10 protein-coding genes are annotated in these 16,659 nt (G+C 66.6%); 5 read left to right on the forward strand and 5 right to left on the reverse strand.

All coding sequences use genetic code 11. The annotated features are described in order from the left end of the window. Positions 1-11: 11 nt before the first annotated feature. Entirely contained in the window at positions 12-1,202 is a 1,191-nt protein-coding gene (locus tag ASD15_RS05415; protein ID WP_057153793.1) for a XylR family transcriptional regulator, read from the forward strand. A 40-nt stretch (positions 1,203-1,242) separates the two neighbouring features. Here the strand turns inward: ASD15_RS05415 and ASD15_RS05420 are convergent, their stop codons facing one another. Next, complete coding sequence (locus ASD15_RS05420; protein WP_057153794.1) at positions 1,243-2,235, reverse strand: ABC transporter substrate-binding protein; 993 nt, start codon at positions 2,233-2,235, stop codon at positions 1,243-1,245. 33 nt (positions 2,236-2,268) lie between these two features. Continuing rightward, positions 2,269-3,945 carry a sodium/solute symporter gene (locus ASD15_RS05425; RefSeq protein ID WP_057153795.1) on the reverse strand — a complete coding sequence of 559 codons (1,677 nt, stop codon included), beginning with the start codon at positions 3,943-3,945 and terminating at the stop codon, positions 2,269-2,271. A 334-nt stretch (positions 3,946-4,279) separates the two neighbouring features. Here ASD15_RS05425 and ASD15_RS05430 point away from each other — a divergent pair, with 334 nt between their 5' ends. Next, positions 4,280-5,164, forward strand: a complete 885-nt coding sequence (locus ASD15_RS05430) for a hypothetical protein (RefSeq protein WP_057153796.1) — start codon at positions 4,280-4,282, stop codon at positions 5,162-5,164. 18 nt (positions 5,165-5,182) lie between these two features. Here the strand turns inward: ASD15_RS05430 and ASD15_RS05435 are convergent, their stop codons facing one another. Together ASD15_RS05435 and ASD15_RS05440 are read right to left on the reverse strand one after the other, a co-directional pair. After that, entirely contained in the window at positions 5,183-6,814 is a 1,632-nt protein-coding gene (locus ASD15_RS05435) for a family 43 glycosylhydrolase (protein ID WP_057153797.1), read from the reverse strand. After that, complete coding sequence (locus tag ASD15_RS05440; protein ID WP_057153798.1) at positions 6,811-9,159, reverse strand: glycoside hydrolase family 31 protein; 2,349 nt, start codon at positions 9,157-9,159, stop codon at positions 6,811-6,813. The genes ASD15_RS05435 and ASD15_RS05440 overlap by 4 nt, the downstream gene beginning before the upstream one ends. Before the next feature lie 178 nt (positions 9,160-9,337). On the opposite strand from ASD15_RS05440, the gene ASD15_RS05445 reads away from it, so the two are divergent. Then, entirely contained in the window at positions 9,338-10,915 is a 1,578-nt protein-coding gene (locus ASD15_RS05445) for a beta-xylosidase (RefSeq protein ID WP_057153799.1), read from the forward strand. Positions 10,916-11,121: 206 nt separating this feature from the next. Here ASD15_RS05445 and ASD15_RS05450 read toward each other — a convergent pair whose 3' ends face one another. After that, positions 11,122-13,200 carry a glycoside hydrolase family 2 protein gene (locus tag ASD15_RS05450; RefSeq protein WP_162249879.1) on the reverse strand — a complete coding sequence of 693 codons (2,079 nt, stop codon included), beginning with the start codon at positions 13,198-13,200 and terminating at the stop codon, positions 11,122-11,124. Between the two features lie 196 nt (positions 13,201-13,396). Between ASD15_RS05450 and ASD15_RS05455 the strand changes: the two genes are divergently transcribed. Beyond that, a complete protein-coding gene (locus ASD15_RS05455) occupies positions 13,397-14,878 on the forward strand; it encodes a tryptophan halogenase family protein (protein WP_057153801.1) in 1,482 nt (493 codons plus the stop codon). A gap of 23 nt (positions 14,879-14,901) precedes the next feature. Then, positions 14,902-16,560, forward strand: a complete 1,659-nt coding sequence (locus tag ASD15_RS05460; RefSeq protein ID WP_057153802.1) for an alpha-L-fucosidase — start codon at positions 14,902-14,904, stop codon at positions 16,558-16,560. The last annotated feature ends 99 nt before the right edge of the window (positions 16,561-16,659 follow it).

The following is a 16,659-nucleotide window of genomic DNA, read 5'->3' on the forward strand; positions in this document are numbered from 1 at the left end:
AGACAAAGACCATGAAAACGAAAGCGCACCGCATTGCTCTGCTGTTCAACGCAAACAAGAGTTTCGACCGTGAAGTCACCGCCGGCATCGCCGCTTACCTGGGCAGCACGCGCGCAACCTGGGACCTGTTTCTGGAAGAGGACTTCCGCCTGCGCCTGGCGGGGATCGAGTCCTGGCAGGGCGACGGCATCATCGCCGACTTCGACGATCCGGCGGTGGCGGCGGCCCTGTCGCGCTGCCGCGTGCCGGTGGTGGCGGTGGGCGGCTCCTATGCCGAGCAGGCCGACTACCCGTGCGGCGTGCCCTACGTGGCGACCGATAATTTCAAGCTCATCAAGCTGGCGCGCGACCACCTGATCGATGTCGGCCTGCACCGCTTCGCCATGTTCAGCCTGCCCAAGGCCAAGGAAAACCGCTGGGCGCAGGAGCGCGAGAACGCCTTTCTCAGCCTGATGCTGGAAGACCAGATGGAAGCGGAGATCTTCCGCGGCTGCGAAACCAGCGCCTCGTCGTGGGACGAGGCGGTGCAGGGCCAGATCGCCTGGCTGCGCAGCCTGCCCAAGCCTATCGGCATCATCGGTGTGACCGACGCGCGCGCACGCCAGCTGCTGCAGGCTTGCACCATCGCCGGCATCGAGGTGCCGGAGCAGGTGGCGCTGATCGGCATCGACAACGATCCGCTGGTGCGCATGCTGACCCGTATCCCGCTCAGCTCCGTGATCCAGGGCGCGCAGGAAATGGGCCGCACGGCGGCCCACCTGCTGGACCAGATGCTGCACGGCGTGCGCCTGGCCGACACCCGCATCCAGGTACCGCCGGCCGGCATCAACGTATTCGCCTCCAGCCAGCACCAGCCGGTCAAGCATCCGCACGTGATGCGGGCGCGCCATTTCATTCGCCAGTACGCCTGCCAGGGCATCAAGACGCACCAGGTGGCCGAATATGTGGGCGTGTCGCGGTCGTCGCTGGAGGCTTACTTCCGCCAGGAGCTGGGCTGCAGTGTGCACGACGTGATATTGCGCTTCAAGCTGGACGCGGCCAAGGCGGGCCTGGAAGAAGGCGAACGCAGTATTGCCGACGTGGCCCTGGGCTGCGGTTTCACGTCCACCCAGTATATGCACCTGGTGTTCAAGCGCGAACTGGGCTGTACCCCGCGCGCCTACCGCGACCGCGCATTGGGCGAGAGCGCAGCGGCGGCTTGAAGGTACCGGGATCCGCGCCGGCGCCGCCGCCGGCCCGGCTTCAATACCGGCGCCGCGCCAGCTCGCCGGCTGCCGCATCCGCAGGGAACACCGACTCGGCCGTGGTCACCCACCTGGGCACGCGCCTGCCGGCAAGCACGTCGCGGGCCAGCTGCATCAGCTGGGGGCCGATCAGCGGACTGCATTCGACCGCCACATTGAGCTTGCCAGCCACCATGGCCTCGAACGCCGCCCGCGAGCCGCCTATGGCCATCACCAGCACGTCGCGCCCCGGCTTCAGGCCTGCTTCTCCGATGGCGTCGATGGCGCCCATCGCCAACTGGTCGCTATGCGCATACACCACATGGATATTCCTGCCTTCGGCTTTCAGCCAGGCCGCCATGGCCTGCCGGCCTTGCGCGCGCGACGCTGCGCCGCCCTGCGCATGCAGCAGCTTGAGTCTGGGCCGGGCGGCAATCGCCTGCGCGAAGCCTTTGCTGCGGGCGAGGGTGGCGGGCGAACCCGGAGCGCCCTGCAGTTCCACGATGTTGAAGGCGGCGTCCGGCGCGGCGGCTGCGCGCGCGGCCAGCCAGCGTCCTGCGCGCCGGCCCTGTTCGGCAAAGTCCGAGCCGATGAAGGCTGCGTACAGGCCCAGGCCGCCCGCTTCCACGGCCTGGCCGGCCACCAGCACCGGGATGCCGGCCGCTTGCGCTTCGCGCAGCACCATGTCCCAGCCCGATTCCGCCACCGGCGAGAAGGCGATCAGGTCGACTTTTTGAGCAATGAAGGAGCGCATCGCCGCGATCTGGCTTTCCCGGCTATCCCCGGCGTCGGCGAACTTGAGGGTAATGCCTTCCAGGGCGGCGGCGGTCTTGATGGACGCGCTGTTGGCGTTGCGCCATGCGCTGTCGTTTCCCGCCTGGGAGAAGCCGATCACCAGCGGTGCGGCTGATGCGGCCGCAACCGCGGCCTTGGCTGCCGCGGCGGCAGCGGCCGGGCCGCTGGCCGCCGCGATGAGGGCGGCGGCCAGCAGGGTCCTGCGTAGCGCCTTCATGATGCGCGGCGGCCACCGGGTCCCTGCTACCGCTTACCACCAGCCGCTGTAGATCGCAGCCAGCGTTACGCCAATGACGGCCGAGCCGAGGGCAAAGGCGCCGTCTACGCGGAACAGCGAGGTGTCGATATGCAGGTGCCTGGACGTGCCTTGGCGGCGCGCCTCGGCCAGTTTGCTGATCAGCACCATGCCGGCGACGACGAAGAAGAACACGATGAACATGCGGTCCAGGAAGGGAATCTCGGCCACGCCGGCGTCGGTGACCTTGGCAAAGCCGATCGGGATCAGGAAGGACAAGTCCATCATGGCCGGCAGGAATTTCAGCACGATGGAGCCGACCAGGCCGCCCACGGTGGCGAACATGGCCGCGCCGGCGGTGGTTTTCTTCCAGAAGAAGCCCATCAGGAACATGGCCAGGATGCCGGGCGAGACAAAGCCGGTGTATTCCTGGATGTACTGGAAACCGCCTTTCTTGTCGATGCCCAGCATCGGCGCGATGAACACGGCCAGGCCCATGGCCACCACCACGCTGACGCGGCCGATCCACACCATGCGCTGTTCGTTGGCTTCCTTGTTGAAGTTTTTCTTATACAGGTCGAGCGTGAAAATGGTGGCGATGCTGTTGGCCTTGCCGGCCAGCGACGCCACCACGGCGGCTGTCAGCGCGGCAAAGGCGATGCCCTTCAGGCCCGATGGCAGCAGGTTCAGCAGGACCGGGTAGGCGCGGTCCGGATTGACTTCGCCGCCGTGCTGCATGGCGGTGCCCAGCGCGCCGGCCTGGTCCAGCACGTACGCGGCAATGCCGGGCAGGACCACGATGATGGGCATCAGCAGTTTCAGGAAGGCCGCGAACAGCAGGCCTTTGCGGGCGGTCGGCAGGTCGGCGCCCAGTGCGCGCTGGGTGATGTACTGGTTGCAGCCCCAGTAGTTCAGGTTGACGATCCACATGCCGCCGATCAGCACCGACAGGCCGGGCAAGTCCATATAGTTCGGGTTGTCGCGCGCGAGCACCATGTCGAAGTGGCCGCCGGCGCGCACGAACAGTTCGGAGAAGCCGGCAATCGCGCCTTGCTTGTTGGCCAGGGCCGCCACCATGTCCAGCGCCAGCCAGGTGGTGACCAGGCCGCCGATCACCAGGCAGGTCACCTGCACCACGTCGGTGTAGCCGATCACCTTCATGCCGCCCAGCGTGATGATGGCGGCGAACACGGCCAGGAACAGCATGCATGGCAGCAGGGCGATGCCGGACAGGCTGCTGATGGCCAGCGCGCCCAGGTACAGGATGGAGGTCAGGTTGACCACCACGTACAGGCCCAGCCAGAACAGCGCCATGGTGGTGGCCACTGCCTTGCCGTAGCGCTGCTCCAGGAACTGCGGCATGGTGTAGATGCGGTTCTTCAGGTAGACCGGCATGAAGAACACGGCCACGATCACCAGCGTGGCGGCGGCCATCAGTTCATACACGGCGATGGCCATGCCGATCTTGAAGCCGGAGCCGCTCATGCCGATGAACTGCTCGGCCGAGATGTTGGACGCGATCAGCGAGGCGCCGATGGCCCACCAGGTCAGCGAGCCTTCGGCCAGGAAGTAGTCGTGCGAGGCCGAGCCGGAGCCGGCCTGCTTGCGCCGGTACACCCAGAGCCCGTAGCCGGACACCAGGACGAAGTAGAAGAGGAAGACGATCACGTCGACGGTTGAAAAGGTGCTCATGAAATGCTCACGGTGAAAGGTTGTCTCTGGGCGGGCGGCCGTGCTGTGCGCCGGGCCCCATTTATAAAAATCGGCAAAAGGAAAATCTTAGACGACATGGGCCTATGATTTCCAATATGACTTTTGCATCCAGCTATACTGTTTCGGCATGGATCAGTTCGCTTCTGCGACCCGCTGCGCTCGCATTATTGCCCAAGACCGGGGCCCGTAAACGCCTTTGCGGGGCAGTTAGCCAGAATCGTTCCGCCCCTTGGTGATTTTCGTAATTGATAGGCCGTGCCGGCGATTGCAGAATGGCATGGTGCCGTTCTCGTACAGGAAGCCCCGCATTGCAATGATGACCAAACCCTTTCCCGGCACCGTGGCGGAGCCGGACGAATACCGCTTGTTTACGCTCAAGAATGCCGGCGATATGGCGGTCACGATCAGCGAACGGGGCGGCGCGCTGCGTTCGTGGCGCACGCCCGACCGCTACGGCCGCATGGCCGACGTGCTGCTGGCCGGGCGCGACGGCGCCGCAGCCCTGTGGCAGGGCCGCCAGGCCGGCGGCGGCGTGGCCATGCTGCTGACGGCGCCGGGTGGCACCCCCGGCATGCTGGTTGACTATCGGCTGGACTATCGCCTGGACGACGACGGCAGCCTGACCGTCGACTATCACGCCACGGCCCGGTCCGCAGCCAGGCTGGAAGCCAAGCCGCACACCTGCTTCAACCTGAACGGCGGCGTCACCGACGTCGGCGACCACATCTTGCGGATCGACGCCGACTACTATGTGGAAGTGGATGCCGAAGGCACGCCGGCCGGCGTGGCCGCGGTAGGGGGAACGCCGTTCGACTTCCGCCAGCCGGCGCCCATCGGTCCGCGCCTGAGCTGGCCAGACCGGCAGATCCACCTGGCCGGCGGCTTCGACCACTGCCTGTTCGTGCGCAGCCACTACACCGGCGGCCAGGGCGTCTTGCGCGAAGTGGCGCGCGTGGTCGATCCCGGCTCCGGACGCTGCCTGCAGATGTACACCACCGAGGCGGCCGTGCAATTCTGCGCCGGGGCGCGCTCCCCGGGGGCCGGCCAGATCCCGGGCCTGGGCCCGGGGCCGGGCGGCTTCTGCCTGGACACCAGTGCCCGGCCGGGCCTGACCAGCGCCGCCTGGCCGCACGTCATGCTGCACCCGGGGAAAGCGTACCGGCAGACCACGGTCTACCGGTTGTCGCTGGAAGCCTAGCGCACGGCAGGCGCCCGCTCAGGCGGGCGGCAAGCCCCGATAGCGGAACTGGCTGATCCTGACCTGGCCCTTGCCGGCGCTGTAAATGCCCACCTTCAGGCTCAGGAAGCCGCCGAACACGTTGTGATGGAAGCCGGACACCTCCATCTGCCAGGGGTGCTTGATCCACTTTTTGCCGTCGTGCGAATAGTGGAAGGTGACGATGTTGGCCCGGTTGGCCACTTTCACGTGCACCGCCTTGACATCCATCTTCTCGCGCATCCAGCCCTGTTCCTCGGAGCAGTGGTAGGTGAACATCTGCTCCGCGCTGAAGCCGATGCCGCAGTAGGCGCGCTGGCTGTAGTACAGCAGCAGGCCGCCTTGGGCGCCGCCGCTCATTTCCAGCACCACCGATGCTTCATAGTCGCGGTCGCCGACGATGCAGGTCAGCGGCGAACAGTCGGCGGCGGAGGCGCCCTTGCCCTGGATGACGAGGCTGTTGCCGTCGTAGCGAGCGCGCTGCGCCTCGTTCGGCCCGGGGGCGAAGAAGCTCCATTGCACGCCGAACCGGTCGGACGAAAAATCGTCCGACAGCGCATGGCCCGAAGGGCAGGCGCGCCCGCCCTTCGGCTTCGGCATGGGCTTGGCCAAGGTGCCGCCGCGCGCGCGGAACCAGCCGTCGGTGGTCCATTCGACAGGTTCGAGCAGCGTCTGCCGGCCCAGCGTGCGGAAGCCGTTCTCGTAGCCGTGGTAGACCATCCACCAGTCGCCGCCCGGGCCTTCGATGACGGTGGCGTGGCCGCGCGACCACCAGGGCTCATCCGCGCTTTGGGTGCGGACGATGGGATTGTGTGGGCAGTTCTGCCACGGGCCGTGGATCGAGGCGGAACGGGCCACTGTCACCATGTGGCTGGTGGGCGGACCGGAAGTGCCGCCCACGGCGGACACCAGGTAAAACCACTTGCCGCGCCGGAACAGCTTGGGGCCTTCGGGCGCGAACATCTCCACCACCCAGTCTTCGGGATAGCGCCACGGGTCGTAGACGTGCTCCAGCTTCCCGGCTGTGGCCAGCCCGTCGTCCGCCAGGGCGATGCGGCGCACGCCGTTCATGAACAGGTAGCGCTTGCCGTCCTCGCCCACGGCGTGGCCGGGATCGATGCAGCCGGCGATCTTCAGATCGACCGGCTCGCTCCATGGCCCCCGGATGTCGTCCGCGTAGATGACGAAGATGGCGCTTTCGCCGTTCGGGCTGGCGGGAATGTAGATGTAGTAGCGGCCTTCGTGCTTGACCAAATCCATCGCCCACACCGAACCGAGCGGTTTGGTGAGGGCGGCACAGATGGGCGCCCAGTTGACCAGGTCGCGCGAATGCCAGATCACCACGCCCGGGTAGGAGAAGAACGACGAAAACGTCATGTAGTAATCGTCGCCGTCTTTCAGGATGGTGGGGTCCGGGTGGTCACCGGAGACGATGGGGTTGATGAAGGTGCCGTTACCGAGGTCCGCCTTGCGCTGGCCTTCGATGCCGTAGGCGGCGCCCGCTGCTTGCTCTGCGCCTGCGGCACTGGCCGCGAACGGCGCGGCAGCGGCGGCGCCCGCGCCGGCCAGGGCCAGCTTGAACAGGCCGCGCCGGCCGGCTTGCCTGCTGCCGGCTTGTTTAGGCGTGCTCATTTGCCCACCACCTTGGTGACGCTCGGCGCCATGCGGGCCAGTTCCTGGTTGCCGCTCACGCTCAGGCGGCCCGCGCCGTCGTTCCACTGCAGGCGCGCCAGCGTGCCCTTGCCCTTTTCATAGTCGTACGACACGCCATCGTCGTCATACAGCGAGAAAGCGCCATCCTTGCCGGGATAGACGCGGATCTCGGCGATCGCCTGTCTGGTGGCCGTCGACTGAATCTCCGCGCCGAACGGCACGATGGAGCCGGCCTTGACGAACACCGGCATCTGCTCGATGGGCGCCGCCACCTTGACCCAGCGGCCGCCGGCCAGCTTCTCGTTGGTCCAGAAGTTGTACCAGTCGCTGCCGGCCGGCAGGTAGACGTCCTTCTCGGTCTGGCCCTGCTCGGTGACCGGCGCCACCAGGAAGGCCGGGCCGAACATGTACTGCGTGCCGATGTTGGCCACGTTGGCGTCGTTGGGGAAGTCCATCCACAACGGCCGCATGAACGGCGCGCCGCTGTCCCAGGTGGCCTTGGCCTGGCTGTAGATGTACGGGATCAGCTTGTAGCGCAGCCGGTCGTAGTCGGCCAGGATGGTTTCGGCGTGCTGGCCGAATTCCCAGATCTCCGCGTGCTTGCGGTCGCCGTGCACGCGCAGGGTGGGCAGGAAGGTGCCGTACTGGAACCAGCGCGTGAGCAGCTCCGGATAGTCGTGGTTCTGGCCGATGGTGGCGGCGGCGCCGGCCGGATCGACCAGCGGTTTCCTGGTCGCCTTGGTGGCCTGCGGCAGCCACTGCCAGCCGCCGATGTCATTGCCCCAGTAGGCGATGCCGGACGCCGTCATGTTCAAGCCGGTCGGCACCTGCCGCGCCAGCGCTTCCCAGGACGGATGGATGTCGGAAGACCAGAACAGCGCGCCGCTGCGCTGCGAGCCGAGGTAGGCCGCGCGCGACAGGATCAGCGCGCGCTTGTTCGGCTTCCATGCGCGCATGCCGTCGGCCACGCCCTGCACGTGCAGCAGCGGGAACAGGTTGCGGTAGCGGTCGCCCGAGCCTATCGAGTAGAAATAGCCGTCCGGCACAAGGTCCGGTTCGGTCTCGTCCAGCCACGGATAGTCGAAGCCCTGCGACAGGATGTTGTCGCGCACGCGCTCCCAGAACCACTGGCGCGCCGCCGGATTGGTGGCGTCGATCAGTGCGCCGGTGCGGTCGGAGCGGAAGGGCAGGCCGTCCACGGTCTTGCCGTCCTTGTCCTTCAGGAAGTAGCCCTTGGCATCGAGCTCGTTGAAGTAGCGGCCCGAGGTTTCATAGCGCGGCCACACCGAGATGATGGACTGCATGCCGAGGCCGTGCAGTTCCTTGTTCATGGCCACCGGGTCGGGGAACTGGGCCGGATCGATGTCCATCTGCCCCATGCGGGTCCAGTGGAACCAGTCCACCACCATGATATCGAGCGGGTACTTCTTCTGGCGGTAGGTGTTGGCCACGCGCAGCACTTCCTGCTGGCTCTCGTAGCGGGCCTTGGACTGGATCAGGCCGAAAGCGGCCTTGGGCGGGATCGGCGTCTTGCCGGTCAAGCGCGCATAGCCCGAGTAGATTTCTTCCGGCGTGTTGCCGGTGATGACAAAGAAGCTGACACGCTCGCCCACGTTGGACTGGAACGCCGTGCGGCCGTTGACGCCGGCGATGAAGCGCGTGGCGGAAGGATTGTCCCAGACGAGGCCGTAGCCCTTGGACGACACCATGAACGGCACGCACACCGATTCGCCGGCCGGCGCGTCGTACCAGTGCTTGCAGTCGAGCACGCGGCCGCGCAGGTCGAGCGGGCCGGTCGATTCCTGGTTCTGGCCCATGCCGTAGTAATGCTCGTCGGCCGGCGCGCTGAAGGAGGCGCCGGCCTGGTAGGTCTTTTCGGTGTTGACGGTGTGCGGCGCCAGCTCCCAGCCGGTCATGTCGAGCACCGTTTCGCCTTTTGCGTTTTTCACCTTCAGCGCGACCGGTGCGAGCTGTGGCGCGAAGTACTTTTCGCCGCTGGTCGGCACGCGCGGCAGCGGCGCCGGGGCGACGGTGAGGCTCAGTGCGGAGGACGCGAAGGTGTCACCGTCCTTGCCGCCGGTGTGGCGGAAGGCGGAGTTGTCGGCGTTCTTGGGCAGGATGCCATGGCCGGGGCCTTTCAGCGCCTCGGCCTTGTCGGCCGCTATCGTGAGGTGGATAACGTTCGGACCGTAGGCCTCCACCGATACCCATGCGCCATTGCGGTCCAGCGTGGTGATGGGCGCGGCCAGTGCCTGCGCTGCTGCTCCGAGAGCCATCAAGGAAATCGAGGCGGCCAGGGCCTTGCGCTTGTGATGCACTTTCATGTCGTCTCCTGCATGCGTTTTGATAATCCGGTGCATCTTCACAGACTCGCCAACCGGCGGCAATTATGAAAATGACCGACGCTGCGTATGATTTGCCGTAATCAACGCGGCAGCCGTTCCTGGCGCAAAACGATGGTGATAGCATCGCCTCCACTACTGAAAACGGGGGTAAGGAAGAATGAAACATGTACCGCGTATTTGCCTGGCCGCGATTGGCGCCGCCTGCCTTTCCATCGCTGCCGCGGCGCCGGCGTCGAAGGTGCCGCCGCGCCAGGTCGTGCTGGATGCGGCCAGGGCCAGCGAGCCGCTGGACCGCTTCTTCGACCTGTCCATCGGCTCCGACTATCCCGGCACGCTGATACGCGACGACAGCATGGCGCAGCTGAAGACGCTGACCGGGGAGACCGGCTTCCGCTACATCCGCTTCCACGCCGTCTTCCACGACGTGCTGCAGACCGTGCGCAAGGAGAACGGCGTGCTGGTGTACGACTGGACCCGGCTCGACGAGCTGTACGACAAGCTACTGGCGCGTAACATCAAGCCCTTCGTGGAACTGGGCTTCACGCCCAAGGCGCTGGCCACCTCGAACAACAAGATCTTCTACTGGGAGGGCAACACCTCGCACCCCGAGCACGCTGGCTGGAAGGACTTGATCGGGGCCTTCGTCAACCACATCCAGCAGCGCTACGGCAAGGAAGAAGTGCGGACCTGGTTCTTCGAGGTGTGGAACGAACCCAACCTGGACGGCTTCTGGGAGAAGGCCGACCAGAAAGCCTACTTCGAGCTGTACGACCTGACTGCCAAGACCATCAAGGCGATCGATCCCGCGCTGCGCGTAGGCGGCCCGTCCACAGCGGGCGCTGCCTGGGTGCCGGAGTTCCTCGACTACATGGACAAGAGCGGCGCGGCGGTGGACTTCGTCACCACCCATACTTACGGCGTGGAAAGCGGCTTCCTGGACGAGAAGGGCGTGGACGACACCAAGCTGTCGCCGTCGCCGGACGCCATCATCGGCGACGTGCGCCGCGTGCGCGAGCAGATCACGGCCTCGAAGTTCCCCAAGCTGCCGCTGTACTTCACGGAGTGGAGCACCAGCTACACGCCGCGCGACCTGGTGCATGATTCCTACATCAGCGCACCCTACATCCTGAGCAAGCTGCAAGGCAGCAAAGGCCTGGCGCAGGGCATGAGCTACTGGACCTATACCGACCTGTTTGAGGAGCCGGGCCCGCCGACCAAGCCGTTCGAGGGCGGCTTCGGCCTGATGAACCCGCAGGGCATCCGCAAGAGCGCCTACTTCGCCTACAAATACCTGCACGCGCTGAGCGGCAAGGAAATTCCCGTGAAGGACGCGCAGGTGATGGCGGCCACGGACGGCAATGCGCTGCGTGCGGTTATGTGGGACTTCCAGCAGCCGGACCAGAAGCTCAGCAACCGCTCCTTCTACAGCCGCGTGCTGCCGGCCACCCCGTCGGCGCCGGTGGCGGTGCAGTTCCGCCACGCCCGGGCGGGCAAGTACCGCCTGCAAGTGCGCCGCACCGGCTTCAAGGCCAACGACGCCTACACGGCCTACATCGAAATGGGCGCGCCCAATACGCTGACGCCGGCTCAGGTCGACCAGCTGCACACGCTGACCAACGATGCGCCCGAGACGGACCGGGTGGTCACGGTAGGCAAATCCGGCGCCTTCAACACTTCCGTGCCGATGCGCAGCAACGATATCGTGCTGGTAACCCTGGAGCCGCTGAGCCGGTAGCTTCGTCGTTCGCGCCCCGCTTTTCGCGCTTCGTCGCCTGGCCCCTCCTGCGGGGGCCGCGCCGCCTCACATTGCCGTCATGGGTACGATCATGACATGCGAGGGAGGCCGCCTAGCGCCTGGAGTGCAGGTGCACGGCAGCGCGGAAAAGCTGCCGGCCAGCCGCACCTTCGCGCACCTGTTCCCGGACTGAGGCGATTGCCGGGCTAGCGGCCTGCCGGCGCCGCCTGGTATTGCCATTGCACCGTATCGGTGGCGGCGCCCGCCGTCAGTTCGATGCGGTTGACGCCTTCGGCCAGCCGCACTTGCCAGACCGCCACGTGCCCTACCACGGGCTGTGTGCCCAGCTCAACTCCGTTAAGGCGCAGGCTGGCGCTGGCCTGGTTGCTGTACGCTTTAAGCTGCACGTCGGCCGCGTGGCGCTGCACAAGGCGGCGCGAGGTGATGTAGGCCATCGGCCGTGCGCTCCAGTTGGCCTGGTACCAGAAATACGCATCCTTCTTCACGTTGCGGTCGAAACTGACCAGGCCCTTGTCATTGAAACCCGGCCGGTCGCCCTCGTTGCGCCCGGCCGAAGGGAAGTCGAATCCCACCCAGATGAAACTGGCCCACAGCCAAGGCCGTGCGGCCAGCTGTGGCCAGGCGGCTTCGTGGTACAGCGCCTGGTACTGCTCCGGGTGCCAGCGGCCGTCCGGCTTGGGCCGGCGCGGCGGATCCTCCTGCTGCAGCGCGCTGCCGCCGGCCCCGTATTCGCTGACCGAGAGCGCCGTGGAAGGACGGCGCGCACTGTTTGCGTCCAGGAAGGGCCCGAGGCCGCCGAACTCGCCGTCGTACCAGCCGTAATACACGTTCGATCCCACGGCGTCCGTGTGCGACGCTTGGGGACCGTCGATGGGCGCGCAGCAGTTGGCGTATGCTGTCGGCCGGCTGTCATCCTCCTTGCGCGCCAGCCGCTGCAGCAGCGCCAGGACTGCCGCGCTGTCGGCGTCCACTTTGTAGATCTCGTTTCCTAGCCCCCATACCATGACGCACGGGTGGTTGCTGTTCTGGCGTATCAGCTCGCGCAGCTGCTGCACGCTGTTGGCCTGGAATGCCTCCGTGCCGGCGACGGAAGCCGTTAGCGGCATCTCGGTCCAGACCAGCCAGCCGTTGCGGTCGGCCAGGTCGTAGGCGCGCTGCGGGTGCTGGTAGTGCGCGTAGCGCAGGCCGGTCACGCCCAGGTCCGCCAGGATGCGGTAGTCGGCATCGATGTCGGCCTCGGAGACGGCGGGGCCCTTGCCGGGCAGGGCGGTCTGGTGCACGTTCACGCCGTGCACCGGACAAGGGGCGCCGTTCAGCAGCAGGCCTTGGGCCGCGTCCAGCCGGATCTCGCGGATGCCGGTCTGGAACGACAGCCGGTCCAGTGCGCGGGCGGGGGCGCCGTCGACGCTCAGTTCGGCCTCGCTGGTGTACAGGTAGGGATCGCTCACGCCCCGCCAAAGGCGCGGTGCGGCCAGCGTGCCGTCCAGCGCAACGCCGATCACGCTGCGCGGGGGCACCGTCACCGTTCTGCGCGCGGTGGCCACCACGCGCCGTGCCGCGTCGCGCAAGCGGGTGGTGACCACTGCGCGCACGGCGCTGCCACGGTCATTGGCGACACGGGCGGTCCAGCTTAGCGAGGCGCCCTGCGCCGAGATCCCGGTGGCCTTGAAGTAGACGCCGGGTCCCCCGTAGTCCAGCATGTCGAAATGCACCCCGCCGGTGGATACCAGCCGTACCTGCCGGTACAGGCCGCCGAACATCGTGTAGTCGCCGCCCAGCGGCGCCACGTTGCCGTCGGGTGCATTGTCGACGCTGACTTCGATGTCGTTGCGCCCTGCCTTTAGCCATGGCGTCACGTCGAAGCGGAAGCGCGCAAAGCCGCCCGCATGGCGCCCGGCCGGCTTGCCGTTGACCCGCACCTCCGTCACCAGCATGGCGCCGTCGAATTCCAGGAAGTGGCGCCGGTCCGCGTCCTGGCGCGGCAATTCCAGCGTGCGCCGGTACAGGGCTTTGCCGCGGTAGGGCTGCGGGCTGGCGCCGTCGCCGGTATCGAAGCTGTGGGGCAGGGCGACGGCTTGCCAGGTCTGGCTATCGGCCTTCCTGAAATGCCAGTCTGCGTCCAGCGGCGTGGTGGCGCGCGTGGCGGCGGGCGCCTGCTGCCGGTGGGCCCGCACCTTTCCTGCTGCAGCGGCGTCGCCTGCGGCACAAGGCGCCATCAGCGCCGCCTGGCAAATCCACAGCGATGCGTGTCGTAACGTGAGCATTTTTCTCCCTTCCAAATAGTTTGCGGCCATTCTCCGCGCGCGCGCGCGGCCCGGCAATCGGGGCAGCGCCGCTTGGCTGATTTCGTTCGCCGGTTTAACGAATTTCACAATTGCCGCAGGCCGGAGCAACTCGCACAATGTTCTGCCAAGTAGAAGAGAAATTCAGAACAATTCAAACGAATGCAGGGAGACGTGCATGGAGACCGCATACAAGCGCATCGTGGTGGTTGGCGGCGGCGCGGCCGGCTGGATGGCGGCAACGGCGCTGGCCAGCGCCCTGCCGGGCAGCACGGTGGAACTGGTTGAATCGGAAGAGATCGGCATCATTGGCGTGGGCGAAGCTACCTTCCCGTCGATCCGCGCCTTTCACAAGATCCTCGGCATCGACGAGGCCGAATTCCTGCGCGCGACCAACGGCACTTACAAACTCGGTATCGAGTTCCGCGACTGGCGCGTGCAGGGCGAGGGCTACTTCCATACCTTCGGCGACTTCGGCGCGCTGGCCGGCCCGCAGGCCCTGTGGGGCCAGCTGCGCCGCGTGGGCGAGGCCGGCCTTGGAACGCTGGGCGAACAATGCCTGCCCAGCGTGATGGCCAGCCAGGGCCGCTTCCAGGCGCCGCCTGAGCGCGAAGAGTACTTCAACTACGCCTATCACTTCGACGCCGTGCTGTACGCAGGCTTCCTGCGCACGCTGGCGCTGCAGCGCGGCGTGCGGCGTACCGAAGGCCGCATCGTCGAGGTGCTGCGGCGCGCCTGCGGCGCCGTGGACCGGATCAAGCTGGCCGACGGCCGCGCCGTGGCCGGCGACCTGTTCATCGATTGCTCCGGCTTTGCATCGCTGCTGCTGGGACGCGCGCTGGACGAGCCCTTCGTGGACTTCAGCCACTGGCTGCCGGTGGACCGGGCCTGGGCCTGTCCCAGCGAACGCAGCGGCACTGAGCTGGCGCCGTACACGCGCGCCACGGCGCTGGAAGCCGGCTGGGCGTGGCGCATCCCCCTGCGCAACCGCACCGGCCACGGCCACGTGTTCGCCAGCCGCTACATCGACGAGGACCGTGCGCGGGAGCAGTTGATGCGGCAGATGGATGGCCCGGCGCTGGCCGCACCGCGCCTGCTGCGCTTTGCCACCGGCCACCGCGAGCGGTTCTGGGTGCACAACGTGGTGGCGCTGGGCCTGTCGTCCGGCTTCCTGGAGCCGCTGGAGTCGACCAGCATTTTCCTGGTGCAGAGCGGCCTGGGACGTCTGATCGAGCAACTGCTGCCCGGAGCGGAGCCCAGCGCGGAGGCGGTGGCCGGCTACAACTCGGCCATGGTGCGCCAGTTCGCGCGGGTGCGCGACTTCATCATTTTGCACTACCGCCTCACGGCGCGGCGCGACAGTGAACTGTGGCGTGCCATGGCGTCGATGGCGTTGCCTGAAACACTGGCCTTCAAGATCCACGCCTGGCGCCAGACCGGCGCGCTGCACCAGTACGGCGACGAGGGTTTCGACGCCACCAGCTGGCTGGCGATCCACGCCGGCATGGGGCACTGGCCTGAGCGCCCCGACCCGGCGCTGGCCGACCTGGCGCCCGGCCTGGCCTTGCAAGCGCTGCGCCAGCGCCGCGACAGCATCGCCGCCGCCGTGGCTGCCATGCCCAGCCATGACAGCTATCTGCGCAGTGTGCTGGCGCGCTGAACCAACTATTTACAGGAGACAGGATGAAGCGCAGAGATTTACTGAAGTCCATGGGCGCTGCGATTCCCGCAGCCGCCTTGTCCGGTGTCGCGCAAGCGGCCGACGCGTTGGCGCAAGCGCCATCAGGTTCGATCGCCGCCGGCCCGTTTTCGCCGGACTGGAGTTCGCTGGAGAAGTACCAGACCCCGGACTGGTTCCGCAACGCCAAGTTCGGCATCTGGGCGCACTGGGGCCCGCAATGCGAACCGGAGTTCGGCGACTGGTACGGCCGCATCATGTACGAGGAGGGCAGCGACGTCTACCGCTACCACGTGCGGAAGTATGGCCATCCGTCGAAGTTCGGCTTCAAGGACGTGATCCGCCAGTGGAAAGCCGAGCAATGGAATCCCGACGAGCTGATGGCCTTGTACAAGCAGGCCGGCGCCAGGTATTTCATGGCGCTGGCCAATCACCACGACAACTTCGACCTGTACCGCAGCCGGCACCAGCCGCAGTGGAATGCCACGGCCATGGGCCCGCGCAAAGACCTGATCGCCGGCTGGAGCAAGGCCGCGCGCGCCAAGGGCATGCGCTTCGGCGTGAGCGTGCACGCGGCGCACGCGTGGACCTGGTACGAGACGGCACAGCGCGCCGACAAGAGCGGCCCTTACGCCGGTATTCCCTACGATGGCAAGCTGACCCGCGCCGACGGCAAGGGCCAGTGGTGGGAAGGGCTCGATCCGCAGGCGCTGTACGCGCAGAACCATCCGCTGAGCAAAGCCGACGGCGACGGCGGCGTGCATCACGAGCAGTGGCATTGGGGCGGCGGCGCCTCCATTCCAAGCCAGGCCTATTGCGACAATTTTTTCAACCGCACGCGCGACCTGATCGATTCCTACGATCCGGATATGGTGTATTACGACGACACCGTGCTGCCGCTATGGCCGTTTAGCGACGTCGGCCTGCGCCTGGCCGCGCACATGTACAACCGCAGCATCGCCGCCAGGGGAAAACTGGAGGCTGTCGTCAACGGCAAGATACTCAACGCGCAACAGCGCCGCAGCATGGTGCTGGACATCGAGCGCGGCCAGAGCAACAAGATTGAAGAGCTGCCATGGCAAACCTGCACCTGCATCGGCAACTGGCATTACGACCGGCGCGTCTACGACAACAAGAGCTACAAGAGCGCGCAGACGGTGGTCCATACGCTGATCGACGTGGTCAGCAAGAACGGCAATCTGCTGCTGAGCGTGCCGGTGCGCGGCAACGGCACCATCGACGAGCAGGAGCGCGCCATCGTCGAGGAAATCGGCCGCTGGCTGGACGTCAACGGCGAGGCCGTCTACGACACCCGGCCGTGGCGCATGTTCGGCGAAGGGCCGGTGGCGTCGGAGGCGGGGGCGCCAATGTCGGGCGCGGGCTTCAACGAGGGCAAAGGCAAGCCGTTTTCCTCGGCCGATATCCGCTTTACCGCCAAGGGCGGGGCGGTGTACGCCTTCGTGATGGGCTGGCCGGACAGCGGAAGGCTGGCCATCCAGGCCATGGCCAGCGGCAGCCCGCACATGCCCAAGCCGGTGGCGCGCGTGGAGCTGGTGGGAACGGGGCAGGCGCTGGCATTCCGCCAGACCGGCGAGGGCTTGCAGGTGACGCTGCCGGCAGGCAGGCCCGCGCTGGCCTACGCCAGTGCATTGAAGATCACCTGAGCGGAATTTTCGTTTGTTGTATTGGTGATTTTCGCAATTGCGGCTGCACTTGGCAAGTCGCACAATGAAAGCATCGCCGCCGGGGCTTGGGGTTGGACA

Source organism: Massilia sp. Root351 (genome assembly GCF_001425045.1).
GTDB lineage: Bacteria > Pseudomonadota > Gammaproteobacteria > Burkholderiales > Burkholderiaceae_D > Rugamonas.